Source organism: Desulforhopalus glucosivorans (assembly GCF_054397165.1).
The window spans coordinates 2,981,816-3,004,144 of the sequence record NZ_AP044854.1 but is presented as its reverse complement, the minus strand read 5'-3'; the positions used below and the strand labels follow the sequence as shown (position 1 = coordinate 3,004,144).

The following is a 22,329-nucleotide window of genomic DNA, read 5'->3' as shown; positions in this document are numbered from 1 at the left end:
AGGTACGACTCATCAGGAGTAAAGACTATGGAAGCAAAAGCCGTAGGAAAACACATTAGAATATCACCACAGAAGGCTCGACTCGTTGCCGATGTGGTGCGTGGAATGGGAGTTGATCAGGCGATCACTACTCTGAGATTTATGCCTAAAAAAGGCGCTGTCATTCTTCAGAAGATTATTGAGTCCGCTGTTGCAAATGCCACACAGGATGATGCAACTGACGTTGATAATCTTTATGTAAAAACGATTTTTATAGATGGTGGGCCATCCCTTAAACGGATTCGTCCAAGAGCACAGGGCAGAGCTACAGGCATTATTAAGAGATCAAGCCACATTACTGTAGTTTTGGATGAAATCTAGTATGTCTTCCCCTATTGGGAATACAAACTTATTAATACTTAAGAACAATGGATTTGTTGGAGGACTGTTTTGGGGCAGAAGATTAATCCACACGGACTGAGACTAAATATTACCCGGACTTGGGATTCAATCTGGTATGCTGATAAAGAATATTCCACATATTTGATTGAAGACCAGAAATTGAAGAAGTTCCTCAAAAAGCGTCTGCAGCATGCCGGCCTTTCCAGAATTAAAATCGAGCGCACAGGAGAGCAGGTTCGTATCAAGCTCTTTACCGCACGACCTGGAATCGTCATTGGTAAAAAGGGCGCCGAAATCGAGATCCTCAAAAAGGAACTTGAAAAACTGATCTCCAGAAAAGTTACTCTGGATATCCAAGAAGTACGTCGTCCTGAAGCTGATGCTCAGCTGGTTGCAGAGAATATTGCTCAGCAGCTCATTCGCAGGGTTGCATTTCGTAGAGCAATGAAAAAAGCAGTTAGCTCAGCTTTACGTTTTGGCGTACAAGGAATCAAAATATCTTGCTCTGGTCGTTTAGGTGGAGCTGAAATGTCTCGTTGTGAGTGGGTTCGTGAGGGTCGTGTACCTCTCCATACTCTCCGTGCAGATGTTGATTACGCTCTGGCTGAAGCCAATACCACCTATGGTATCATCGGCGTAAAGGTATGGATATTTAATGGTGAAGTACTGAGCGAGAACGATGCAGCCACTGCGCAATAACAGTCCTGCAAGATAGTTCCATTATATATTTGGAGTAAATGATGTTAAGTCCGAAAAAGGTTAGACATAGAAAAGTATTTAAAGGAAGAATGAAGGGCGCAGCTCATCGTGGTTCCTCAATCTCCTTTGGTGACTATGCGCTGAAAGCTACAGCTTGTGGTTTCATGAGCAACCAGCAAATTGAAGCTGCTCGTATCACCATCAACAGGACAATGAAGCGTGGTGGAAAGGTTTGGATCAGAGTTTTTCCAGATAAGCCATTAACTGCAAAACCTGCTGAAACACGCATGGGTAAAGGTAAAGGTGCTCCTGACTCATGGGTTGCAGTCATTAAGCCTGGTGTTATTTTGTACGAAATAACTGGCGTTAGTGAAGAAGTTGCGTTAAAAGCTCTGAGACTTGCTGGTAATAAGTTACCATTTTCTACCAAAGTAATAACAAAAAGGAACACGTTATGAAATCGGAAGAAATCCGTAAAGCGTCTAGTGAAGAGCTCGAGAAAAATTTAAAGGACCTTAGAGAAGAGTTGGGTAAACTCACTTTTCAACATAAGATCCGACCTCTCGAGGATACTTCTAGACTTAAGAAAATTAGAAAAGACATTGCTAGAATCGAGACCATAAACAGACAAGCTACAAATTAATACATGGTTTGAAAATTTATTTTTAGTATGGCCAGGTTCTAAAAAAACACACTATTTGACTAAATTATGAGTGAAATAAAAAAAGCTAGAAAGACAAGAACCGGTTCTGTTGTTAGCAACAGAATGGAAAAGAGTGTTGTCGTTCAGGTAGAGCGCAAGGTTCGCCATAAATTGTATGGCAAATTCATGAAAACAAATGTCAAGTATTTGGCAGACGACCCTGAGAACCGTTGCAATATTGGCGACACTGTTGAAATTGAAGAGTGTCGTCCATTGAGTAAGAGAAAAAGGTGGCGGGTAAAAAATATTCTGGAACAAGCGGTTTAATTAACCACTTAAGATCAATTAATCTTATGTTTCAGATGAGATTTCAGGTGATATTATGATACAAACAGAATCAGTTTTAAATGTTGCTGATAACTCCGGTGCCAAAAAAGTCCTTTGTATTCGTGTACTCGGTGGTACAGGGAAACGTTATGCAGGTATTGGTGATGTTATCGTTGTTACGGTTAAAGAAGCTATTCCCAATGCGAAGGTAAAGAAAGGCGATGTAATGAAGGCCGTTATTGTTCGTACCGCTAAAGAGATGAAGCGTATGGACGATACCTGGGTCAAGTTTGATGACAACGCTGCAGTTATGCTTGCTGCAACAGGTGAGCCTGTTGGTACTCGTATTTTTGGGCCGGTAGCAAGAGAATTAAGAAACCAAGGTTTCATGAAAATTATATCTCTGGCTCCGGAAGCTCTGTAAGAACTGAGCTATTAGAGCAATAGATACATTGATTGAATAAAGGTACAACAATGAGACAGGGTAAAACATACCTGAAAAAAGATGATCAGGTTGAAGTAATTGCCGGAAAAGATAAGGGCAGGGTTGGTAAGATACTACGCATTATCGGTGATAAAGATAAGGTGGTAGTTGAGCGTATCAATATGGTTAAGCGCCACACCAAACCTCAGGAGATGAATCAGCAGGGGCAGATCGTTGAGAAAGAAGCTCCAATTCATGTTTCTAATCTTCTGCTTATTTGTCCAGAGTGCACCAAAACCGGTCGCATAGGAAAGAAGATCCTCGATGATGGCACCAAAGTACGGTATTGCAAGAGCTGTGGCGAATCCATCGAGTCTAAAGCATAGATTATCAAAACGATACGCTAGGAGTTATCATGGGTGCGCTTAAAGATATTTACGAAAACGAGTGTGTACCTGCACTCAAAGAGGAGTTTGGCTATACAAATGCCATGCAGCTTCCTCAGATTAAAAAAATTGTATTAAACATGGGTCTCGGTGAGGCTGTTACCAATCCTAAAATTGTTGAAGGTGCTGCTGAAGAGCTCACCAGGATTGCAGGACAGAAAGCTATTATCACCAAGGCTAAAAAATCCATTGCGACTTTTAAGTTACGTGAAGGTATGCCAATTGGCTGCTGCGTAACTTTACGTGGTGACAAGATGTATGATTTTTTCAGCAAGCTTGTCAACATCGCTTTACCTCGTGTACGTGATTTCCGTGGACTTTCTCCAAAGGGATTTGACGGTCGTGGTAACTACTCAATGGGTGTTCAGGAACAGATTATTTTTCCTGAAATAGATTACGATAAAATTGATAAGATCAAGGGTTTAAATATTACAATTGTAACTTCAGCAAACACTAATGAAGAGGGACGATCTCTTCTGCAGAAGCTGGGGATGCCGTTTAAGAAATAAGCCTTATTTAAAAGTTTATTTAAATAGAGAGAATTTGGAGGTCGGTTTGGCTAAAAAATCTATCATTGCAAAATCACAACGCAAGCCAAAATTTGGTGTACGTAAATATAACAGGTGTCCACTTTGTGGTCGCCCAAGAGGCTTCATCAGAAAATTTGGTGTTTGTAGAATCTGCTTCCGTAAACTGGCGTCTAGCGGAGAGATTACCGGCGTAACGAAGTCCAGCTGGTAGGAACAACCTTCATCTCTGTTTGAAATTGTTTACAATTTTTACAAATAAGGAGTGTTCGCTATGTCAATGAGCGATCCCCTGGCAGACATGCTGACCAGGATAAGAAATGCAGTAATGGTACGATTCGAATCTGTTGAGATGCCAACCTCAAAAGTAAAAGTGAGTGTTGCAAAGGTTCTCAAGGAAGAAGGATATATTACAGATTACGCAGTGGTTAAAGGCGGTGTTCAAGACACTTTGAAGATCGACCTTAAATACGGTCCAAGTAATGAGCCGGTTATCACGGGTATCAAAAGAGTGAGTAAGCCAGGTTTGCGCAAATATACTAACGCAACCAGCATCCCAAAAGTTCTTAATGGACTCGGGATTGCAATTGTATCCACCTCTAAAGGGGTAGTGACAGATACTACTGCACGTTCCCTGAATGCTGGTGGAGAGATAATTTGTGAGGTCTGGTAGACCCGCTGATAACGGAGGAAATTATGTCTCGTATTGGTAAGCAACCAATTGATGTACCTGCTGGCGTGAAGATTGACCTCAAGGGTCAGCATATCACTGTTACCGGCCCTAAAGGTACTTTGAATCGTGACATCATCGCCGATATCGAAGTTGATATCACAGATAATGTCATTTCAGTAAAAAATCGTGTAGAAACCACTAAAGTTAATGCTTTTCGTGGTCTTACCCGTACTCTCATTAACAACATGGTAGTAGGTGTTGTCGATGGGTTTCAGAAAGTTCTAATGATAGAAGGCGTTGGTTACAAGGCTAATGTGAGTGGATCTACGTTGACACTTAACGTTGGATATTCCAATCCAGTTGAATACACGCTCCCAAAAGGTGTTGTTGCAACTGTGGACGGAAATACCAAGATCACATTGGATTGTATTGATAAAGAACAACTCGGACTTGTTGCCTCGCAGATTCGCCAGGTCAGAAAGCCTGAACCGTATAAAGGTAAAGGTATTCGGTACGAAGATGAACATATCGTACGTAAAGTTGGTAAAGCTGGCGCCGCTTAAATATTTTAATGGCCTTCTTGGTCGTAATAAAATTAATGGTAAAAAGTAATGGCTAGAACAAATCCAAAGACAGTTGCTCGTGCAAAACGTGTTCGCAGAATCAGAAAGAAGCTTACCGGAAGCGCTGAAAGACCACGTCTACGCGTCTTCAAGAGCAATAAGCATATATATGCTCAAATTATTGATGATGCTGCAGGTAAGACCCTTGTATCAATGTCAACGGTAGATAAAGAGTTCACTCCTGGTGAAAGTACTGAGAAAGTAGCTGTAGCTAAAGTTGTAGGCGAAGTCCTTGCAACCCGCGCAAAAGCTGCCGGAATCACCAAAGTTATTTTTGATAGAGGTGGATCCGTTTATCACGGTAGAGTTAAGTCACTTTCCGAGGGCGCTCGTGAAGGTGGTCTTGAATTTTAATGATTTATACTATAACGGGGGTGCCCCTTGTCTGATTTTAAGCGTTCCAAAAGTGCTGCCACTGAGGAACTGATTGAAAAGATTGTTTTCATCAACCGTGTAGCTAAGGTTGTAAAAGGTGGTCGTAGATTTAGCTTTAGTGCAATTGTCGTCGTAGGCGATGGTAAAGGTAAAGTAGGTTACGGTCTAGGAAAAGCAAATCAGGTTCCTGATGCAATCCGCAAAGGTGTTGAAAAAGCACGTAAGAGCATGTTTCAGGTTTCTCTTACCGAGGCTTCAATTCCTCACCAGGTAATCGGGCACTTCGGTGCCGGGCGAGTATTGCTCAAGCCAGCATCTGCTGGTACCGGTCTTATTGCTGGTGGTCCTGTTCGTGCGGTCCTTGAAGCTGTAGGTGTGCATAATGTTCTCACCAAGTGCCTCGGGTCCCACAATCCACATAATATGGTTAAGGCCACATTGGCAGGATTAAAAGAACTGCGTTCAGCTCAAAAAATTGCAGAGCTGCGCGGTAAGACGGTAGAAGAAATAACTGCATAATTTCAACGTGGTGCAAAGTGGTTTTACCTTTTGGACCAACGTTGAGTAATATTTATAAAAGAAGGTAGTCAGATGGCCGAGACAATTACAATTACTCTCGTTAAGAGTGGCATTGGGAGTACCAAGAAAATCAATGCAACCTTAACAGGGCTTGGGCTCACCAAAATGAATAAGACTGTCACAAGAAAGGATACCCCTGAACTCAGAGGTATGCTCCGAAAAGTTTCGCATCTTGTAAAAGTAGAGGAGATATAGCATGTTGACGTTAGGTAATCTTTCTCCTAAGGCAGGATCAACTAAGCAGGTAAAGCGTCTAGGACGTGGACCTGGTAGTGGTCATGGTAAAACTGCTGGACGTGGACACAAGGGTTTCAAGAGTCGTTCAGGTTCCGGTGTTAAGCCAGGATTTGAGGGTGGCCAGATGCCACTCCAGAGACGTCTTCCTAAGAAGGGTTTCAATAACATTTTCCGCAAGGAATTTGCTCTTGTTTCTCTGACTCAGCTTGACGCTTTTGAAAAAGATACAGTTGTAACTATTGATACTCTTGTTGAAGCTGGAATGGTTAAGAAGAACAGTTTGGTCAAGATCCTCGCCAATGGTGAGATCACAAAGGCAATCACTGTTCAGGTTAACAAGGCTTCTGCATCAGCTCAAGCGAAGATTGAAGCAGCAGGCGGGACACTTACCCTAGTTTAATTACGCCTTTTCTGTTTTGTAGTTACCTTTATATTTAATATATTTGTAAGGCAATAGGTACGACTAATGAGTGGACTGCAGAGTGCTGCAAATATTCCTGAACTGCGACGTAGGGTTCTTTTTACCCTTATCATGCTCGCTGTCTACAGGATCGGAGTTCAAATTCCTACACCAGGAATTAACGGGGAAGCGTTATCAGCATTCTTTAACCAGAATGCTGGCACCCTCTTTGGCATGTTTAATATGTTTTCCGGTGGTGCTTTAGAGAATTTCTCCATTTTTGCACTGGGCATTATGCCCTACATTAGTGCATCAATTATTATTCAACTGCTTACTGTAGTAATCCCTCAGCTTGAGGCTCTCAAAAAAGAGGGTCCGGCTGGTCAAAGGAAGATTACTCAGTATACAAGGTACGGTACTGTTGTTCTTAGTATTATCCAGGGTACCTTTATAGCAACTGGGCTTCAGGGTATGACCGGACCTGGGGGAGAGGCTATCGTCCTTGATCCCGGTCTCCAGTTTAAGCTGATGACCATGTTGACCCTGACTTCTGGAACTGCATTTATTATGTGGCTTGGGGAACAGATGACTGAGAGAGGGATTGGAAACGGTATCTCTCTTATCATCTTTGCTGGTATCGTAGCCCGAGGACCTGCAGCAATAGTGAACTCTATCCAGCTTATACAAGCTGGTGAGATCGCACTGTTTTTTGTTCCGTTTTTAGTACTGTTCATGTTTGGTGTCATTGCTGTGATTGTCTTCTTCGAGACATCCCAGAGGCGTATACCCATCCAGTACGCTAAGCGAGTTGTAGGTAGGAAGGTTTATGGTGGTCAGAGTTCTCATTTGCCGCTTAAAATAAATGTTTCCGGAGTAATTCCTCCAATTTTTGCATCGTCAATTATGATGTTTCCTGCGACAATTGGTAGCTTCATCCAGATTGACTGGGTTCAGCAGGTTTCTGCCGCCATGTCACCTGGAACGGTTTATTACTATATCTGTTACATAGCAATGATCGTATTTTTCTGCTTTTTCTATACGGCTGTTACTTTTAAGCCAGAAGATGTTGCAGAGAATTTGAAGAAAAATGGTGGTTTTGTTCCAGGGATTCGTCCGGGTAAGAAGACTGCCGAATTTATTGATAAAGTTTTAACCAGATTAACCGTTGTTGGAGCGATTTACCTCAGTGCTGTTTGTGTACTGCCAACTCTTTTAATCGCACAATTTAATATACCATTCTTTTTCGGTGGTACTGCTCTGCTCATTGTTGTTGGTGTTGGAATCGATACTATTTCACAAATCGAATCCCATCTTCATATGAGAAATTATGAAGGATTCATGAAACAGGGCAAGGTCAAAGGACGTAGATAGCAGTGACCGCATCTGGGGAAGGGAGAGGACCTCGTTCTATTATCCTAAAAACAGCTGATGATATTAAGGTCATGTACGATGCTAATCAGATCGTCGCCAATACCTTAAAGCTCGTAAAAGATAGTATAGACGTAGGTGTAACCACTTGGGATCTGGATAAGATAGCTGAAGACTTCTGTATCAGTAATAATGCCATACCGGCATTTAAGGGGTATAGAGGATTTCCAGGGTCGTTGTGCGTTTCAATAAATGAAGAAGTAGTACACGGCATTCCAACAAGAAAGAGAAAACTCCGTAAAGGGGATATTATCTCAATTGACTTTGGAGTGCAGTATAAAGGTTTCTTTGGTGATTCTGCAGTAACTATCGCTGTAGGAAAAATATCTCCTGAAGTTGAACGGCTTCTTAAGGTAACTAAAGAATCACTTGATAATGCTATTGAACAGGTCGTTGTTGATAACAGGATTGCTGATATCTCTAAAGCTGTTCAAGAGTGTGTAGAAGGCAATGGATTCTCAGTAGTGCGTCAGTTTGTAGGACACGGCATTGGCCAGTCACTACACGAGGCGCCTGAGATACCTAACTTCTACCAGGGAGAAAGAACACCACGGCTTATACCGGGGATGGTCCTTGCCATTGAACCTATGGTTAACATGGGAACACATAAGGTTAAGGTGCTGCGTGACGGGTGGACGGTGCTTACAGCTGATAATAAATATTCAGCGCACTTTGAACACTCAGTTGCAGTAACAGAGAATGGCCCCTTGGTGTTGAGTTCATGGGGAAATTGAAATGTCCAAAAAAAAGTTCTTCTCTTTAATGAAAAAATACATTATATTGATCCGTTTTTAATTGAAACTTTGATTTTCCAGGAATACCATGGCTAAAGAAGAAGCTATTGAAGTTGAAGGTACCATTATTGAGCCACTGCCCAATGCGATGTTCCGCGTAGAGCTAGATAACGGTCATAAGGTACTGGCCCACATTTCAGGTAAGATGCGTATGCATTTTATTAAAATTCTGCCTGGTGATAGGGTCACCATAGAACTCTCTCCTTACGATTTGACGAGGGGTAGGGTTACGTTTCGGGCTAAGAATGCCAAAAAGAAAAAATAGAGAGTTCGATAATGAAAGTACGCGCGTCTGTAAAAAAAATGTGTAGTGACTGTAAAATATACAAACGTAACGGTGTTGTTCGCGTTTCCTGTAAGATAAAAAAACATAAACAGAGACAGGGATAAAGCACTCTAGTCGCTAATTAAACCTACTTCTCTCAAGGAGATATGTCTTGGCACGTATAGCAGGAATTGACCTTCCAAAAAATAAACATATGGATAGAGCGTTAACTTATATACATGGTATTGGGTTAACCTCAGCAAGAAATATACTAGATAAAGTTGACCTTCCGTACACTATGAATAGTGACGATCTGGATGGTGACGATGTTAACAGAATCAGAAAGGTTCTTGAAGACGAATATACCGTAGAAGGTGATCGTAGAAGAGAAGTTTCTATGGATATCAAACGTCTCACAGATCTTGGTTGTTACCGTGGTCGTAGGCATCGTATGGGGCTTCCTTGTCGTGGTCAAAAGACCAAGACAAACGCACGTACCAGGAAAGGGCCGCGTAAAGGTGCGGGTCGACGTAAGTAATTGAACTAAATAAGGTGTAGATTATGGCAGTGTCAAAAAAGAGAAAGGTGAAAAAGAACATACCTGAGGGTCTTGTTTTTATCTATTCTACCTTTAATAACACTATTGTAACGATCTCTGATAAGCAGGGTAACGTTGTCTCTTGGTGTAGTGCTGGTGTCTTAGGCTTTAAAGGATCTCGTAAGAGTACTCCTTTTGCAGCTCAAAATGCACTGGCAGATGCAGCTAAGAAAGCTGCTGATTGCGGAATGAGAAAGGTTGAGGTTAAGGTCAAAGGACCTGGGCCAGGTAGAGAAGCAGCTCTTAGAGCGCTCATTAATACCGGGTTTGAGGTGAGTAAGATATACGATGTAACACCTATTCCTCACAATGGATGTAAACCTCCAAAGCGCCGTCGTGTTTAACGGCTTTTTGTTTTACAATTATACAATTCTAATTAGAATGGAGGCCCACGTTGGCTAGAAATATAGGTGCTGCATGCCGTCGATGCAGAAGAGAAAATTTAAAATTGTACCTCAAGGGTGATCGTTGCTACTCCGACAAGTGTTCTTTCGAGCGGAGGGCGTTTGGCCCTGGTCAGCATGGGCAATCTAGATTTAAAAAGCAATCTGACTACGCCATCCAGTTACGGGAAAAGCAGAAGGTTAAGAGCATGTATGGTATGCTCGAGAGTCAGTTTCGTCTCTACTTCAAAAAGGCTGATTCGCAAAAAGGTGTTACTGGTGAAAACCTTCTCGTACTTCTTGAAAGAAGACTTGATAACACTATTTTCAGAATCGGTTTTGCATCTTCCAGAAATCAGGCGCGTCAGATCGTAAGACACAATCATATTCTTATTAACGGTAAGAAGGTTAACATCCCATCTTTTCAGGTTTCAGTAGGTGACGTTATCACTCTGAAAGAAAAGAGCCGCGCTAACGCTTCTATCGTTGAGAATCTTGAAGCTGTAGTACGACGTGGTGTTCCAAGCTGGTTGGAATTAGATAAGGATAACTTTAAGGCCACTGTGAAGGCTCTGCCAAACAGAGAAGAACTCACAATGCCTATGCAGGAACAACTTATCGTCGAACTTTACTCCAAGTAAAATTCGTGAGTTTATATGTGTTAGCGCTACTTATGGTAGCGCAACACGTGTTTTTAGTAAGACAAAAAGTTTTATCCTAAACAGAGTAAATTATCTGCCACGAATTGTAGTTAGCATTTCGTAGCGCATAAAAGGAAATCTATGACTCAAGCTGCCGACGAAAAAATACCATTTCACCGTAATTGGCACGAGCTGATCAAACCTGAGAAGTTAGAGGTCGATCAAAATAAACATACCGAAACATACGGTAAGTTTGTTTGTCAACCACTTGAAAGAGGCTTTGCTACCACTATTGGTAACTCCTTGAGAAGAATTCTTCTTTCCTCTATCCAAGGTGTTGCGATTACTACGGTTAAGATTGAGGGTGCCTTGCACGAATTCACTTCCATGAAAGATATTCTGGAAGATGTAAGTGAGATTATCCTGAACCTTAAGCAGGTTCGACTCAAGCTCAATTCTGGTGATTCACAGAAAGTAACCATAGAAAAGGAAGGTCCAGGCGTTGTTACTGCCGCGGATATCAATCCTGGTGGATACGTTGAAGTGATGAATCCTGATCAAATTATCTGTACTCTTACAGGTAAAATCTCCTTCCACGCTGAGCTTACCGTTGAGTGGGGAAAGGGGTACCAACCTGCAGAGAAGATGGATAAGGAAAATCTTACTATTGGACAAATTCCAATCGACGCGATTTTCACTCCAATTAAGAAAATACAGTATGTCACATCACAGGCTCGTGTTGGTCAACAGACCGACTATGATAAGCTTACCTTGGAGATTGAAACCGATGGTAGCCTTAAGCCTGAAAATGCACTGGCATACGCAGGAAAAATATTAAAAGAACAAATGACTATCTTCATCAATTTTGATGAGGAAAAGGCTGAACCTGAAGTGAAGGTTGATGCTGCAGCTACTGCTGAGCCACTGAACCCATTTCTCGATAAGCCTGTTGAAGATCTTGAGCTCTCTGTTCGTTCTGCTAACTGTCTTAAGAACGCTGATATTAATTTTATTGGTGATCTTGCTCAGAAATCAGATCAGGAAATGCTTAAGACTAAAAACTTTGGTCGTAAGTCACTTAATGAGATAAAAGCACTACTATCAGAGATGGATCTTACTCTCGGAATGAAGTTTGAGCACTGGGTTGCACCAAACGAGAGAGCTGATAGCGAAGAAGCCTGATCTCAGATCACTTTAATTTTATATAACTGATATACTTACTTTAGTTTTGTGTAGTAGTTGAGGAAAACAAAATGAGACATAAATATTCCGGTAGAAAATTAGGTCGGACCAGCTCACATAGATCTGCTATGTTCCGCAATATGGTTACCTCCCTGTTTGAGCACGAGCGTATTGTAACTACTACGGAAAAAGCAAAGGAAGCTCGTCCAATCGCAGAGAAGATGATCACTTTGGCAAAACGTGGAGATCTTCATGCACGTCGTCAGGCTTTAAGCTTTATTCGAAGCAAGGACGTTGTCGAAAAGCTTTTCACTGAGATCAAAGACAACTTTGATGATCGCAAAGGTGGTTACACCCGTATCATCAAGACTGGTGTCAGAAAAGGTGACTGTGCAAGCATGGCCATTCTTGAACTGGTTGGTTATGAAGAGGTTATCGAGGTTCCTGAAACTGAGGAATAGTCGACCTTTGATTTGAGATGTACTTAAAGCTGGTAAGAGCAATATGCTCCTACCAGCTTTTTTTTTACTATTTTCTGTGGTGACTGATATGTCCGATGAAGTTCAATCAGCAGATAAATCTGCTACTCCACTTGGGGAATCACCTTTTACTTTTGAATGTCATCCCGGTGTTTCCTGTTTTACATTTTGTTGTAAGAATGTCAATCTCACACTCTATCCCTATGATGTTATTCGCTTGAAAAAAGTATTAGGAATAGACTCTGAACAGTTTATCCGTGAGCATACTTTTTTAGAAAAAGGTGACAATCCATTCTTTCCCACCGTTAAATTAAAGCTTATCGACGATGATCCCAAGGCGTGTCCTTTTCTTAAAAGTGAAGGATGTTCGGTTTATAGCGATCGTCCATCCGCCTGTAGGACATACCCCCTTGAACGTGGTGTTATCGGTTCTACGTCTGGAAGTCTTGAAGAGGTGTATTTTCTTACAAATCACGACTATTGTAAGGGACACCACGAAGAAAAAAGCACTAATGTTTCTTCATGGGTGAGGTCTCAGCGGCTTATTGAGTACAATAGTATGAATAGTCTGTGGGCTGAAATAGATATTCTTTTCCGACAAAATCCATGGAAGGGTGAAGGGGCAGGTGGGGAAAAGCAGCAGATGGCCTTTATGGTTTGTTACAATATCGATGGCTTTAGGCGATTTTGTGATCAACATAAACTGATTAAGCAATTTAAGCTGAGTAAGGATTTTAAAAATCGTTTAAAAAAGGAAGATAGTGAACTTCAAAAATTTGGTTTTGAATGGTTAAAGCTCATTCTTACTGGTAAATCGAGCCTGATTAGAAATTAACTTAGTGGTGTTATATGGCTTGAAGTTGTCTTGCAAAAACTTTTTGCTCATGTTAAAAGATAATGTTGTTCGTTTTTTATATGCAGGGCTAGTGGAGTCCTGTTCATTTATCACACACATCTTCTTAGTAATTCTGGTGTTGTCTGTCAGGTTTCGCTAACCGGCATGCAATTATAGAAGATGGAGGAATAACCGGAAGGAGAAAAACAATGGCAAACGCTAGTGTAAAAGACATGTTACAGGCAGGTGTTCACTTTGGACATCAAACCAGACGATGGAATCCGAAAATGAAGCAGTACATTTATGGACCTCGTAACGGTATATATATCATCAACCTTGATGTTACCAAAAAGTTGTATGATAAAGCCTGTAGTTATATTACAGAGCAAGTCAAAAAAGGTGGTAGTATCCTTTTTGTTGGTACCAAGCGTCAGGCGCAGGGAATCATCAACGAAGAAGCCAAGCGTTGCAATCAATACTATGTTGACCACAGATGGCTTGGTGGAATGCTCACCAACTTTCAGACCATCAAGAACTCTATTGATAGACTGAAATCCATTGAGTCAATGCAAGCAGATGGTTCTATTAATCGTTTTCCAAAGAAAGAGATCCTTCTTATGGAAAAAGAAAGAATTAAGCTTGAGAGAAATGTCGGTGGTATTAAAAATATGAAGGGACTTCCTTCTGCAATCTTTATGGTCGATCCTCGTAAAGAGAGCATCGCCGTAAATGAAGCGGTTAAACTTGGAATTCCTGTAGTAGCCGTTACTGATACCAACTGTGACCCTGATAACATCGACTTTGTTATTCCAGGCAACGACGATGCTATCCGTTCCATTCGTCTCCTGAGTCATCATGTTGCAGAAGCTGTTCTTGCAGGACAGGCAATGCGTGATGGTGAAGATGCATCTGAAGAAGCTGTTGCCGCAGCTATGGGCGATGCAGGACAGGAAATGGCAGCAGGAACCGACGCAGAAGCGCAACAGTAATTTATAGTTTGTTTGTACTGGGCGCTCCAGTTAGTCAGGTGAAGTAACTATGGAAAGGGGGCTGTCGCGTGACCGCCCCTTTTTCGTATGTTTTGAGATCGAGAATTTGCGTTACCTGTAGATTTCGCAAATCATATATTGTTATTCAACGTAAGTTATAAGGAGATTTACCATGCAAATTACAGCTAAGATGGTAAAAGATCTGCGCGATAAGACCCAGGCTGGTATGATGGATTGTAAGAAAGCCCTCAATAAAACAGAGGGTGATATGGAGAAGGCAGTTGATCTGCTTCGCCAGAAAGGTCTTGCAGTTGCAGCTAAAAGAGCCGGTCGTGCAACCAGTGAGGGATGTATTGAAACCTATATCCATGCCGGTGGTGGTTTAGGTGTAATGGTTGAGCTCGGTTGCGAGACTGATTTTGTTGCTAAAAATGAAGATTTCAGAGCATTTGCAAAAGATATTGCTATGCATGTTGCTGCTGTAAATCCTGCTGCGATTTCACGGGAAGACGTTCCGGCAGAGCTCGTAGCTCGCGAGAAAGACATTTTTATTCAGCAGGCAATCGATTCTGGTAAACCAGAGGCAATTGCTGAGAAAATGGTGACTGGCAAGATTGAGAAATTTCTTGGTGAAGTAGCACTTCTTGAGCAAAAATACGTTAAAAATCCTGACCTGACTGTTCAGGATCTTTTAAATGAAGTTGTAGCAAAGATGGGAGAGAACATCTCCATCAAGCGGTTTGCGAGATTCCAGGTTGGTGCTGAATAATTAACCTGACCAAGGGGTGGTTTTATAACCATCCCTTTTTTTTGTTTTAGCTTTGCACAATCCACTATAATCTCACAAAAAGGAAGATATCATGTCTGAGAACCTTAAGTATAAACGTATCCTGTTAAAATTAAGTGGTGAAGCGCTGATGGGAGAAGACTCCTACGGCATTAACACCAGTGTTCTTGAATTTGTTGCTTCAGAAGTTAAAGAGGTTGTAGCAACCGGCGTTGAGCTGGGGCTCGTTATTGGTGCGGGTAATATCTTCCGTGGTGTTGCCGGAGCGAGTAAAGGTATGGATAGAACCACAGCAGACAATATGGGAATGCTTGCAACAGTGATGAATAGCCTTGCTATGCAGGACGCTCTTGAAAGAGCAGGGGTTATTACCCGCGTGATGTCAGCGATTCCCATGCAGTCCGTTTCTGAGCCATATATACGTAGAAGAGCGACCAGACACCTGGAAAAAGGTCGTGTTGTCATCTTTGCAGCAGGAACCGGTAATCCGTATTTTACCACCGATTCTGCAGGCGTACTCCGCGCACTTGAGATAGATGCTGACGTAGTTATCAAGGCGACAAAGGTTGATGGCGTGTATGATAAGGATCCTATGATCCATGACGATGCAGTCAAATATGAAACCCTTACATATGAGAATGTACTGAGTAAAGGTTTGCGGGTAATGGATGCAGCCGGAATTGCGCTGGCCAAAGAAGATAATTTACCGATTATGGTGCTCAATATGGGCGTATCCGGTAATATAAAGCGTGCAGCTGCTGGCGAAAATGTTGGAACGATTATTACTTCTTAATAAAGACAGAGAATTTTACTTATTTAATACCTGAAAAATTCATTGGACGTCTTCGCTTATCCACTGTTATTCTATTGTAGAATTTTGTTAAGGTATTTATCCCGACGTACTCCCCGTTTATCCGGGTTAGCATAATATAAGGTGATACTATGAGTGATGTTATTTTAGAGATGTCTGAGAAGATGGAAAAAAGTGTAGAAGCTTTCCGCGTAGAATTGTCAAAGGTTCGAACCGGCCGTGCTTCCCTTGCTATCCTTGATGGAATTACTGTTGATGCCTATGGTAGCGGCATGCCTCTTAATCAGGTTGGGACATTAACGATTCCTGAGAGTCGAATGATTGCGATTCAGCCATGGGACCCTCAAATGCTTCCAGCAATAGAGAAAGCAATTCTCAAATCAGATATTGGACTCAATCCTGTTAATGATGGAAAAATTATTCGTCTCAATATTCCTATGCTGACAGAAGAGCGTCGTAAGGAGCTAGTTAAGATGGTTAAAAAGATTGCTGAGGATTTCCGTGTAGCTATTCGAAATGCACGTCGAGATGCTATTGAGACGTTGAAAAAGCAGAAGAAAGATAAAGAGATCTCAGAAGACGACCTTTTCAAGTTTCAAGATGACGCCCAGAGCGAAACTGATTCCTATGTAAAGCAGATAGACGATGCCACTGCAAGCAAGGAAAAGGAAGTGATGGAGGTCTAATCTCTGTCCTGGCGAATTCTAGCATCTGCTTTTTACATAAGGGCTGGCTGAAGTTACCTCCGAAAGCTCTTGCCTGATGGTAGGAGCTCGGTGGAGATCTTTTTGCTGCAAATTAACTGAGTATTGATTGTATATGATTGTGACTCCAGATATTGATTTAAGTCGTATTCCCCGTCACGTTGCCATCATTATGGATGGGAACGGTCGCTGGGCTCAGAATAAAAAAAAGCCGCGCCTCTTTGGTCATAAAGCCGGCGCTGAGTCTGTCCAGAATATCGTCGAGGTGTGTGGTGAGATCGGTATCTCCTATCTTACCCTCTACGCCTTTTCCTCTGAAAACTGGCAACGCCCCCCCAAGGAAGTTACTGGACTTATGTCCATTCTAAAACATTATCTTGAGGCAGAACTGCCCAAGATGCAGAAGAATGGAATCAGGTTGCTCTCCATTGGTGACCATGAAAGACTCCCGGAGGGTGTTCGTACGTCTCTTAAAAATGTTATTAAGGCCACTGAAAATAACAGCAAGATGACATTAAATCTTGCTCTTAGTTATGGTGGGCGCGATGAGATCGTGCGCGCGGTTCGTAAAATAAGTCAAGAATGTGTTGAAGGTAAGCTGGATGTTGCCAATATCTCCGATAAGCACATTACTGATTCCCTGGATACCCATCTCATACCGGATCCTGATCTGCTTATTCGTACCGGTGGAGAGTCTCGTCTTTCTAACTTCCTGCTTTGGCAGTTGTCCTATGCGGAAATCTACTTCAGTAAAACCATGTGGCCTGACTTTAGAAAAGACGTGTTTTTTCAGGCTTTAGCTGATTATCAGCAGAGACAACGTCGATTTGGCCAAACTGGTGAACAGGTAACTCAAGAGTAAATATGAAGCGAATCGTACCCGGGTTATTGATTGCAGGTTTATGGCTGTTGTTACTGCTCATTGGGTCTGCGCCGATTTTCAACCTTGTCATATTCATTATCGTTCTAATAGGTGCTGATGAATATATTCGCATGGCCTTTCCAGTCATACCTTCTACTATTGATCGACTCGTTTTAGATGGACTCATTGCACTTCCTGCTGCCACAGCCTGTTTTAAACCGCTGCCATCAGTTCTGCTCCCAGCGCTTATAGTTTCATTTGCACTTACAGTTGGCTACTTTCTCTTTCGCTATAGAATACTTGAAGACTGTTATTCCTTGATGGCACGCCTTGTAATGGGTGTTTTATATGTGGGAATCCTTGGTGCTCATCTTATCCTGTTGCGAGGGCTTCCTGATGGCGCGAGTTGGGTACTCATCGCAACTGCTATAACAGCATCATCTGATAGTGGTGCGTATTTTGCCGGGAAAAACTTTGGTAAAAGAAAGCTGTGCCCAAACATTAGTCCTAATAAAACTATTGAAGGTGCTCTTGGTGGCATCCTCTGTGCGCTTATTGCGTCAATAGGTTTTGCCATATTGCTGCTACCATCCTTTAATATTATTTCACTCATTATAGTAACCATCGTTTTGGGATTAATAGGAATTGCAGGAGACCTTACAGAGTCAATAATCAAAAGAGGAACCGGCACCAAAGATTCTGGAAGTTGTCTTGCCGGTCACGGTGGAATATTAGATAGGGTGGATTCACTGCTCTTTGTTGCACCTGTTATGTACTATTTTCTCATATTTTCGGTGCTATAATGAAAGGTATATCCCTTCTCGGTTCCACAGGCTCTATCGGTGTAAACGTTCTTGAAGTTGTACGGCAGTATCCTGATAGATTCAGGATTGTAGGGCTTGCTGCAGGAACCAATGTTGAGTTACTGGCAAATCAGGTACTCGAGTTTGAGCCTGAAATAATCTCTGTGCTAGATGAAAAGCGAGCAAGCGAACTCACCGCTATTTTACCTGATAACTATTCTGCAAGGATATATCATGGGGTGAGTGGTAATGAGCTTGTTGCAGCTATAGATGGTGCGGATATTACCATGTCTGCCATTGTTGGTGCTGCAGGACTTCTACCGACACTTGCAGCCATCCGCGCTGGAAAGGATATCGGTCTTGCTAATAAGGAAACCCTTGTCATGGCAGGAAAGATTGTCATGGATGAGGTGGAAAAAAATGGGGTCAGACTGTTTCCTGTTGACTCCGAGCACTCCGCTATCTTTCAAGCCCTTGAGGCTGGGCGTAAAGATGATCTTCATAAAATTATCCTCACCGCATCCGGCGGCCCTTTTCGGGGGCGAACTCATGAAGAATTACAAAAGGTGAGCCCTGCGCAGGCACTTAATCATCCCAACTGGAGTATGGGGAGAAAAATCTCCATTGATTCAGCGACTCTTATGAACAAGGGACTTGAGGTGATTGAAGCGAGATGGTTATTTGACGTTGGGACAGACTCTATAGATGTTGTGGTCCACCCTCAATCCATCGTTCATTCTCTTGTAGAATATAAAGACGGCTCCGTTATCGCTCAGCTAGGGATTCCCGATATGCGTATACCCATAGCATATGCGCTCTCTTATCCGGAGCGCATGGAGCTTGGTTTAAAACCTCTGCACCTCTCCCAGTGCGGTCAACTTGATTTTATAGAACCTGATTATAGCTGTTTTCCTGCATTGCAACTTGCATTTGACGCGATAGGTGAAGGTGGGACTCTGCCTGCTGTACTTAACAGTGCAAACGAGGTTGCCGTTGAGGCGTTTCTTGATGGCAAAATACAATTTTTACAAATTGCAGAGACAGTTGCCAAAACAATGGATATTGTTCAGGGGGGAGATGAAAATTCCCTTGAAGATATTCTTGAGGCTGATACACAATCTCGTATCGTGGCAGGTCGGATCATCGGGTCTTGATACGGCCATCTTTCCTCAGGCCCGGCTAATATGAAGCACAACCGGGATAACTAAATTCAAAATAATGTCCATTTTTCTTGTCAGTTAAGATATGAATTCTGGAGTACTGCATTACCCAATAAATATAATTTTTAGCAAACTATGAATACACTATTTTCCTTTATTCTTGTTCTCGGACTCCTGATCTTTGTCCATGAGCTTGGTCACTTTCTTTTCGCTAAATTGTTTGGTGTACGGGTCCTCAAATTTTCCTTAGGATTCGGGCCACGAATTGCCGGTAAAACAATTGGCGAAACCGAGTATGTGATTTCAGCCCTGCCCCTTGGTGGTTTTGTCAAAATGTTTGGAGAAAATCCGGACGAACGTGAAATGACTGAAGAAGAGAAGGGGGGCTCCTTTGCACATAAAACCGTCTTCCAGCGTTTCGGGATCGTTTTTGCAGGACCTCTATTTAACCTCCTGTTCTCTGTTTTCCTCTTTTTCATGGTTTTCGCCTTTGTAGGTGTACCAACGTCAACAGATTCGACAACCATAGGCAAAATTACTGTCGATTCACCTGCAGAACAAAGCGGCCTTCAGCCTGGCGATATCATTGTTGAGATAGACGCGATCAAAACAGAAAAATGGCTGGACGTACTTGAGGCAGTAAAGACAAGTGAGGGTAAAGATATCACCATGGTCGTAGATCGCGGAGGGGAAAAACAGACCCTTATTGTCACCCCTGCAATTGATACGGTTAAAAATGTATTTGGAGAAGAGGTAGAGCAGCGTTTTATGATCGGAATCATGAAAAGCGACGAATTCACCTACGATAATGTGGGAATGGTTGCGGCTCTGAAAAGCGCAGGCCTTCAGACCTGGATGTATATTGAGCTCACTGTAATGGGCTTTGTTAAGATTTTTCAAAGAGTGGTTCCTGCATCGGATTTAGGTGGACCCATTTTGATTGCACAAATAGCCGGTGAACAGATGAGGGCAGGCTGGATTAATCTTATCTACTTTATGGGGCTGCTCAGCGTAAATCTTGGGATTTTAAATTTGCTTCCAATTCCGGTACTTGATGGTGGCCATCTGGTCTTTTTGACCCTTGAGGCGGTTCGTAGAAAGCCGGTTGCCGAACGTGCACAGATAGTTGCCCAACAGGTAGGTATTGGTTTACTTGGTAGTCTTATGATCTTTGTTTTTTATAATGATCTTGCGCGGCTCTTTAATTAATGGAAACCATGCAGCCTCTCATTCTTGCAATTGACACTGCAACACCGGCTACAGGTTTGGCTCTTACGAGAGGAACCTTGGCAGACGGTGAGGTCATAGCTTCTCTTGGTTTGTCATCAAATGTCACCCATTCAAGGCGACTGCTGACCAGTATCGACTGGCTGATGGCAGAAGTTGGTGTTGCCTGGAGTGATATTGATGGTATTGGAGTGAGCCTTGGACCCGGGAGCTTTACTGGTCTACGAATCGGAATGGCTACCGCGAAGGGTTTGGCAGCAGCTTCTGGTATAAAGTTGTTGGGGGTCTCAACCCTTGACTCACTAGCTGCAAAATGTGTTACCGACCGTCTTATCTGTTCAGTTCTTGATGCACGAAAACAAGAAGTGTATGCGGCGTTGTACAAAAGAGATGGAGAAGGCAAACTGTTACGAATCTGCGATATCTGTGCTGCTCGTCCAGAGGACCTTGCCGCCCGGATTACCGAACCAGTAATGATGATTGGAGATGGGGTCGTTGTGTACAGACAGGTTTTCTCCGACCTTATTGGTAACAATCTTACTATAGTACCTTCAGCTCTCCACGAGCCAGCAGCTCCATCCCTTGGCTTGCTCTGCGCGGAAGATCTTTTGGAAAATAAATATTTAGATGTAGGTTCAGCTGTACCGCTCTATGTTAGAAGTTCTGATGCGGAGTTGAACCTTAAAAAGAAACAAGAAGCCTTGGCAGCAAATAAAGGCGCATAACCTGATAGCATGACCTGAATTCGCAAATACTTTTCCTGTGAGATTATGAATTATCGTAAAATTGTCCAATTTTTGATGTAACGACACAATGTAAAAAAACGTAAAAACAAGAATGTAAAATTTAGGTATGATTATCCGGCGACAAACACGTAAAATACATGTTGGTTCTGTTCCTGTAGGGGGAGATGCCCCTATTGCAGTGCAGTCCATGACGAACACTGATACTTCCGATGTGGAAGCCACAGTTTCCCAGATAGTCCGTTTGCAGGATGCAGGTTGTGACATTATCCGGGTTGCGGTGCTGGATCAAGACGCCGCATCAGCTATTACAAAGATCAAGGATAAAATCCGTATTCCACTCATTGCTGATATTCACTTTGATTATCGTCTTGCAATCAGTTCAATGGAAAATGGTGCCGATGCCATACGTATTAACCCGGGTAATCTTGGTGGAGAAGAAAAGACCAGGCAGGTGGTAGAAGCAGCCCTTGCCCATAAGGTTCCCATCAGGGTTGGAGTGAATAGCGGTTCCATTGAAAAGGACCTCCTGAAAGCCCATGGGTATCCAACTCCAACCAATACCACGGCTCTTATTGAAAGTGCCCTGCGTAATGTTCGTATGGTTGAAAAGTATGGCCTGACGGATATTAAAATATCAATTAAGTCATCTGATGTCTTGACCACCATAAACAGTTATCAGGAGATCTCTAAAAAAACTGACTATCCTCTGCATCTTGGTGTAACTGAAGCCGGAGGCCTGATTGCAGGCACCGTAAAGTCAAGTGTAGCCCTTGGTATCCTCTTGAGTCAGGGCGTTGGTGATACCATACGAATATCACTTACCCGTGACCCTGTAGAAGAAATACGGGTTGGTTTTGAGCTGTTGCGTTCCCTTAAAATCCGTGAGCGTGGCCCTGAACTCATCTCCTGCCCGACCTGCGGCAGAACCAAGATAGATCTTTTTGGCCTTGCGGAAGAAGTTGAGCGGTTTGTTCAAACCATGGAATGCCCCTTAAAGGTTGCTGTAATGGGCTGTGTCGTTAACGGACCAGGTGAGGCTAAACAGGCGGATATCGGTGTTGCCGGAGGCAATGGTGTTGGAATCATCTTCAAAAAAGGCGAAATCTGGAAAAAAGTAGAAGAAGATGAGTTGATGGACGTCTTCATGACAGAATTGAAAAAGATGGAAAAAGAGGCCAAGCTCAAAAAATAACTGGTCAATACATGCGCCTTAGTTCGCCTATGTTCCCTTAGATTATAATAGTTCAAAACGAGCAGCTATAAAAACCTCTTCACAGATAAACCCATAGAAAGAAAATAAT

The 22,329-nt window shown here is 42.5% G+C and carries 35 protein-coding genes; all 35 read left to right on the top strand.

From position 1 onward, the window contains the following. The first annotated feature begins 27 nt into the window (after positions 1 to 27). The gene (rplV, locus tag ACX6CI_RS13105; protein ID WP_458774099.1) at positions 28 to 360 is read left to right on the top strand and encodes a 50S ribosomal protein L22; all 333 of its coding nucleotides are present in this window, start codon (positions 28 to 30) and stop codon (positions 358 to 360) included. A 69-nt stretch (positions 361 to 429) separates the two neighbouring features. Then, a complete protein-coding gene (rpsC, locus tag ACX6CI_RS13100) occupies positions 430 to 1,080 on the top strand; it encodes a 30S ribosomal protein S3 (protein ID WP_458774098.1) in 651 nt (216 codons plus the stop codon). A gap of 41 nt (positions 1,081 to 1,121) precedes the next feature. After that, positions 1,122 to 1,538: a 50S ribosomal protein L16 gene (rplP, locus tag ACX6CI_RS13095; protein ID WP_458774097.1), complete on the top strand. Its 417-nt coding sequence runs from the start codon at positions 1,122 to 1,124 to the stop codon at positions 1,536 to 1,538. Further along, positions 1,535 to 1,723 carry a 50S ribosomal protein L29 gene (rpmC, locus tag ACX6CI_RS13090; protein WP_458774096.1) on the top strand — a complete coding sequence of 63 codons (189 nt, stop codon included), beginning with the start codon at positions 1,535 to 1,537 and terminating at the stop codon, positions 1,721 to 1,723. The genes rplP and rpmC overlap by 4 nt, the downstream gene beginning before the upstream one ends. 66 nt (positions 1,724 to 1,789) lie before the next feature. Then, a complete protein-coding gene (gene rpsQ / locus ACX6CI_RS13085) occupies positions 1,790 to 2,050 on the top strand; it encodes a 30S ribosomal protein S17 (RefSeq protein WP_458774095.1) in 261 nt (86 codons plus the stop codon). 55 nt (positions 2,051 to 2,105) lie between these two features. After that, positions 2,106 to 2,474: a 50S ribosomal protein L14 gene (gene rplN, locus ACX6CI_RS13080; protein WP_458774094.1), complete on the top strand. Its 369-nt coding sequence runs from the start codon at positions 2,106 to 2,108 to the stop codon at positions 2,472 to 2,474. 50 nt (positions 2,475 to 2,524) lie between these two features. Further along, entirely contained in the window at positions 2,525 to 2,860 is a 336-nt protein-coding gene (rplX, locus tag ACX6CI_RS13075) for a 50S ribosomal protein L24 (RefSeq protein WP_458774093.1), read from the top strand. A gap of 29 nt (positions 2,861 to 2,889) precedes the next feature. Continuing rightward, positions 2,890 to 3,429 (top strand): 50S ribosomal protein L5, encoded by a 540-nt coding sequence (gene rplE / locus ACX6CI_RS13070; protein WP_458774092.1) that lies wholly within the window; start codon positions 2,890 to 2,892, stop codon positions 3,427 to 3,429. A 46-nt stretch (positions 3,430 to 3,475) separates the two neighbouring features. Beyond that, positions 3,476 to 3,661, top strand: a complete 186-nt coding sequence (locus ACX6CI_RS13065; protein WP_458774091.1) for a type Z 30S ribosomal protein S14 — start codon at positions 3,476 to 3,478, stop codon at positions 3,659 to 3,661. A gap of 60 nt (positions 3,662 to 3,721) precedes the next feature. Then, positions 3,722 to 4,120 (top strand): 30S ribosomal protein S8, encoded by a 399-nt coding sequence (gene rpsH, locus ACX6CI_RS13060; RefSeq protein ID WP_458774090.1) that lies wholly within the window; start codon positions 3,722 to 3,724, stop codon positions 4,118 to 4,120. A gap of 23 nt (positions 4,121 to 4,143) precedes the next feature. Then, a complete protein-coding gene (gene rplF / locus ACX6CI_RS13055) occupies positions 4,144 to 4,683 on the top strand; it encodes a 50S ribosomal protein L6 (protein ID WP_458774089.1) in 540 nt (179 codons plus the stop codon). A gap of 48 nt (positions 4,684 to 4,731) precedes the next feature. Further along, positions 4,732 to 5,097, top strand: a complete 366-nt coding sequence (rplR, locus tag ACX6CI_RS13050) for a 50S ribosomal protein L18 (RefSeq protein WP_458774088.1) — start codon at positions 4,732 to 4,734, stop codon at positions 5,095 to 5,097. 27 nt (positions 5,098 to 5,124) lie between these two features. After that, positions 5,125 to 5,637 (top strand): 30S ribosomal protein S5, encoded by a 513-nt coding sequence (rpsE, locus tag ACX6CI_RS13045; protein ID WP_458774087.1) that lies wholly within the window; start codon positions 5,125 to 5,127, stop codon positions 5,635 to 5,637. 72 nt (positions 5,638 to 5,709) lie between these two features. Then, a complete protein-coding gene (gene rpmD / locus ACX6CI_RS13040) occupies positions 5,710 to 5,892 on the top strand; it encodes a 50S ribosomal protein L30 (RefSeq protein ID WP_458774086.1) in 183 nt (60 codons plus the stop codon). 1 nt (position 5,893) lies between these two features. Beyond that, on the top strand, positions 5,894 to 6,334 hold the full coding sequence (gene rplO / locus ACX6CI_RS13035; protein WP_458774085.1) for a 50S ribosomal protein L15: 441 nt from the start codon (positions 5,894 to 5,896) through the stop codon (positions 6,332 to 6,334). 66 nt (positions 6,335 to 6,400) lie between these two features. Beyond that, on the top strand, positions 6,401 to 7,705 hold the full coding sequence (secY, locus tag ACX6CI_RS13030; protein ID WP_458774084.1) for a preprotein translocase subunit SecY: 1,305 nt from the start codon (positions 6,401 to 6,403) through the stop codon (positions 7,703 to 7,705). A gap of 2 nt (positions 7,706 to 7,707) precedes the next feature. Further along, a complete protein-coding gene (map, locus tag ACX6CI_RS13025; RefSeq protein ID WP_458774083.1) occupies positions 7,708 to 8,496 on the top strand; it encodes a type I methionyl aminopeptidase in 789 nt (262 codons plus the stop codon). An 88-nt stretch (positions 8,497 to 8,584) separates the two neighbouring features. Next, positions 8,585 to 8,821 carry a translation initiation factor IF-1 gene (gene infA, locus ACX6CI_RS13020; protein ID WP_035234762.1) on the top strand — a complete coding sequence of 79 codons (237 nt, stop codon included), beginning with the start codon at positions 8,585 to 8,587 and terminating at the stop codon, positions 8,819 to 8,821. An 11-nt stretch (positions 8,822 to 8,832) separates the two neighbouring features. Then, complete coding sequence (rpmJ, locus tag ACX6CI_RS13015) at positions 8,833 to 8,946, top strand: 50S ribosomal protein L36 (RefSeq protein WP_458774082.1); 114 nt, start codon at positions 8,833 to 8,835, stop codon at positions 8,944 to 8,946. A gap of 47 nt (positions 8,947 to 8,993) precedes the next feature. After that, positions 8,994 to 9,359, top strand: a complete 366-nt coding sequence (rpsM, locus tag ACX6CI_RS13010) for a 30S ribosomal protein S13 (RefSeq protein ID WP_458774081.1) — start codon at positions 8,994 to 8,996, stop codon at positions 9,357 to 9,359. Positions 9,360 to 9,382: 23 nt separating this feature from the next. Then, complete coding sequence (gene rpsK / locus ACX6CI_RS13005; protein WP_458774080.1) at positions 9,383 to 9,763, top strand: 30S ribosomal protein S11; 381 nt, start codon at positions 9,383 to 9,385, stop codon at positions 9,761 to 9,763. Positions 9,764 to 9,813: 50 nt separating this feature from the next. Further along, on the top strand, positions 9,814 to 10,443 hold the full coding sequence (gene rpsD, locus ACX6CI_RS13000) for a 30S ribosomal protein S4 (RefSeq protein WP_458774079.1): 630 nt from the start codon (positions 9,814 to 9,816) through the stop codon (positions 10,441 to 10,443). Between the two features lie 141 nt (positions 10,444 to 10,584). After that, positions 10,585 to 11,625: a DNA-directed RNA polymerase subunit alpha gene (locus tag ACX6CI_RS12995; RefSeq protein WP_458774078.1), complete on the top strand. Its 1,041-nt coding sequence runs from the start codon at positions 10,585 to 10,587 to the stop codon at positions 11,623 to 11,625. Between the two features lie 71 nt (positions 11,626 to 11,696). Next, positions 11,697 to 12,086 (top strand): 50S ribosomal protein L17, encoded by a 390-nt coding sequence (gene rplQ, locus ACX6CI_RS12990; protein WP_458774077.1) that lies wholly within the window; start codon positions 11,697 to 11,699, stop codon positions 12,084 to 12,086. A gap of 88 nt (positions 12,087 to 12,174) precedes the next feature. Next, positions 12,175 to 12,939, top strand: coding sequence for a YkgJ family cysteine cluster protein (locus ACX6CI_RS12985; RefSeq protein WP_458774076.1), 765 nt, complete (start codon positions 12,175 to 12,177; stop codon positions 12,937 to 12,939). 209 nt (positions 12,940 to 13,148) lie between these two features. After that, positions 13,149 to 13,928, top strand: a complete 780-nt coding sequence (gene rpsB / locus ACX6CI_RS12980) for a 30S ribosomal protein S2 (RefSeq protein ID WP_458774075.1) — start codon at positions 13,149 to 13,151, stop codon at positions 13,926 to 13,928. A 172-nt stretch (positions 13,929 to 14,100) separates the two neighbouring features. Beyond that, positions 14,101 to 14,697 carry a translation elongation factor Ts gene (tsf, locus tag ACX6CI_RS12975; protein ID WP_458774074.1) on the top strand — a complete coding sequence of 199 codons (597 nt, stop codon included), beginning with the start codon at positions 14,101 to 14,103 and terminating at the stop codon, positions 14,695 to 14,697. Between the two features lie 91 nt (positions 14,698 to 14,788). Next, positions 14,789 to 15,508 (top strand): UMP kinase, encoded by a 720-nt coding sequence (gene pyrH, locus ACX6CI_RS12970; protein WP_458774073.1) that lies wholly within the window; start codon positions 14,789 to 14,791, stop codon positions 15,506 to 15,508. 149 nt (positions 15,509 to 15,657) lie between these two features. Then, entirely contained in the window at positions 15,658 to 16,212 is a 555-nt protein-coding gene (frr, locus tag ACX6CI_RS12965) for a ribosome recycling factor (RefSeq protein WP_458774072.1), read from the top strand. Between the two features lie 133 nt (positions 16,213 to 16,345). Then, positions 16,346 to 17,092 (top strand): isoprenyl transferase, encoded by a 747-nt coding sequence (locus ACX6CI_RS12960; protein WP_458774071.1) that lies wholly within the window; start codon positions 16,346 to 16,348, stop codon positions 17,090 to 17,092. Between the two features lie 2 nt (positions 17,093 to 17,094). Continuing rightward, positions 17,095 to 17,895: a phosphatidate cytidylyltransferase gene (locus ACX6CI_RS12955; RefSeq protein WP_458774070.1), complete on the top strand. Its 801-nt coding sequence runs from the start codon at positions 17,095 to 17,097 to the stop codon at positions 17,893 to 17,895. Next, entirely contained in the window at positions 17,895 to 19,049 is a 1,155-nt protein-coding gene (locus tag ACX6CI_RS12950) for a 1-deoxy-D-xylulose-5-phosphate reductoisomerase (protein WP_458774069.1), read from the top strand. The genes ACX6CI_RS12955 and ACX6CI_RS12950 overlap by 1 nt, the downstream gene beginning before the upstream one ends. 141 nt (positions 19,050 to 19,190) lie before the next feature. Beyond that, positions 19,191 to 20,264 carry an RIP metalloprotease RseP gene (gene rseP, locus ACX6CI_RS12945; RefSeq protein ID WP_458774068.1) on the top strand — a complete coding sequence of 358 codons (1,074 nt, stop codon included), beginning with the start codon at positions 19,191 to 19,193 and terminating at the stop codon, positions 20,262 to 20,264. Between the two features lie 8 nt (positions 20,265 to 20,272). Further along, complete coding sequence (gene tsaB, locus ACX6CI_RS12940; protein ID WP_458774067.1) at positions 20,273 to 21,007, top strand: tRNA (adenosine(37)-N6)-threonylcarbamoyltransferase complex dimerization subunit type 1 TsaB; 735 nt, start codon at positions 20,273 to 20,275, stop codon at positions 21,005 to 21,007. A 127-nt stretch (positions 21,008 to 21,134) separates the two neighbouring features. Beyond that, on the top strand, positions 21,135 to 22,220 hold the full coding sequence (gene ispG / locus ACX6CI_RS12935; RefSeq protein ID WP_458774066.1) for a flavodoxin-dependent (E)-4-hydroxy-3-methylbut-2-enyl-diphosphate synthase: 1,086 nt from the start codon (positions 21,135 to 21,137) through the stop codon (positions 22,218 to 22,220). Positions 22,221 to 22,329: the final 109 nt, after the last annotated feature.

Excerpts from the sequence above, each read along its gene's own strand:
- rplV (WP_458774099.1), top strand. The coding sequence starts at position 28 with ATGGAAGCAAAAGCCGTAGGAAAACACATTAGAATATCACCACAGAAG.
- rplP (WP_458774097.1), top strand. The coding sequence starts at position 1,122 with ATGTTAAGTCCGAAAAAGGTTAGACATAGAAAAGTATTTAAAGGAAGA.
- rpmC (WP_458774096.1), top strand. The coding sequence starts at position 1,535 with ATGAAATCGGAAGAAATCCGTAAAGCGTCTAGTGAAGAGCTCGAGAAA.
- rpsQ (WP_458774095.1), top strand. The coding sequence starts at position 1,790 with ATGAGTGAAATAAAAAAAGCTAGAAAGACAAGAACCGGTTCTGTTGTT.
- rplN (WP_458774094.1), top strand. The coding sequence starts at position 2,106 with ATGATACAAACAGAATCAGTTTTAAATGTTGCTGATAACTCCGGTGCC.
- rplX (WP_458774093.1), top strand. The coding sequence starts at position 2,525 with ATGAGACAGGGTAAAACATACCTGAAAAAAGATGATCAGGTTGAAGTA.
- rplE (WP_458774092.1), top strand. The coding sequence starts at position 2,890 with ATGGGTGCGCTTAAAGATATTTACGAAAACGAGTGTGTACCTGCACTC.
- rpsH (WP_458774090.1), top strand. The coding sequence starts at position 3,722 with ATGTCAATGAGCGATCCCCTGGCAGACATGCTGACCAGGATAAGAAAT.
- rplF (WP_458774089.1), top strand. The coding sequence starts at position 4,144 with ATGTCTCGTATTGGTAAGCAACCAATTGATGTACCTGCTGGCGTGAAG.
- rplR (WP_458774088.1), top strand. The coding sequence starts at position 4,732 with ATGGCTAGAACAAATCCAAAGACAGTTGCTCGTGCAAAACGTGTTCGC.
- rpmD (WP_458774086.1), top strand. The coding sequence starts at position 5,710 with ATGGCCGAGACAATTACAATTACTCTCGTTAAGAGTGGCATTGGGAGT.
- rplO (WP_458774085.1), top strand. The coding sequence starts at position 5,894 with ATGTTGACGTTAGGTAATCTTTCTCCTAAGGCAGGATCAACTAAGCAG.
- secY (WP_458774084.1), top strand. The coding sequence starts at position 6,401 with ATGAGTGGACTGCAGAGTGCTGCAAATATTCCTGAACTGCGACGTAGG.
- infA (WP_035234762.1), top strand. The coding sequence starts at position 8,585 with ATGGCTAAAGAAGAAGCTATTGAAGTTGAAGGTACCATTATTGAGCCA.
- rpmJ (WP_458774082.1), top strand. The coding sequence starts at position 8,833 with ATGAAAGTACGCGCGTCTGTAAAAAAAATGTGTAGTGACTGTAAAATA.
- rpsK (WP_458774080.1), top strand. The coding sequence starts at position 9,383 with ATGGCAGTGTCAAAAAAGAGAAAGGTGAAAAAGAACATACCTGAGGGT.
- ACX6CI_RS12995 (WP_458774078.1), top strand. The coding sequence starts at position 10,585 with ATGACTCAAGCTGCCGACGAAAAAATACCATTTCACCGTAATTGGCAC.
- rplQ (WP_458774077.1), top strand. The coding sequence starts at position 11,697 with ATGAGACATAAATATTCCGGTAGAAAATTAGGTCGGACCAGCTCACAT.
- ACX6CI_RS12985 (WP_458774076.1), top strand. The coding sequence starts at position 12,175 with ATGTCCGATGAAGTTCAATCAGCAGATAAATCTGCTACTCCACTTGGG.
- rpsB (WP_458774075.1), top strand. The coding sequence starts at position 13,149 with ATGGCAAACGCTAGTGTAAAAGACATGTTACAGGCAGGTGTTCACTTT.
- tsf (WP_458774074.1), top strand. The coding sequence starts at position 14,101 with ATGCAAATTACAGCTAAGATGGTAAAAGATCTGCGCGATAAGACCCAG.
- pyrH (WP_458774073.1), top strand. The coding sequence starts at position 14,789 with ATGTCTGAGAACCTTAAGTATAAACGTATCCTGTTAAAATTAAGTGGT.
- frr (WP_458774072.1), top strand. The coding sequence starts at position 15,658 with ATGAGTGATGTTATTTTAGAGATGTCTGAGAAGATGGAAAAAAGTGTA.
- ACX6CI_RS12960 (WP_458774071.1), top strand. The coding sequence starts at position 16,346 with ATGATTGTGACTCCAGATATTGATTTAAGTCGTATTCCCCGTCACGTT.
- ACX6CI_RS12955 (WP_458774070.1), top strand. The coding sequence starts at position 17,095 with ATGAAGCGAATCGTACCCGGGTTATTGATTGCAGGTTTATGGCTGTTG.
- ACX6CI_RS12950 (WP_458774069.1), top strand. The coding sequence starts at position 17,895 with ATGAAAGGTATATCCCTTCTCGGTTCCACAGGCTCTATCGGTGTAAAC.
- rseP (WP_458774068.1), top strand. The coding sequence starts at position 19,191 with ATGAATACACTATTTTCCTTTATTCTTGTTCTCGGACTCCTGATCTTT.
- tsaB (WP_458774067.1), top strand. The coding sequence starts at position 20,273 with ATGCAGCCTCTCATTCTTGCAATTGACACTGCAACACCGGCTACAGGT.
- ispG (WP_458774066.1), top strand. The coding sequence starts at position 21,135 with ATGATTATCCGGCGACAAACACGTAAAATACATGTTGGTTCTGTTCCT.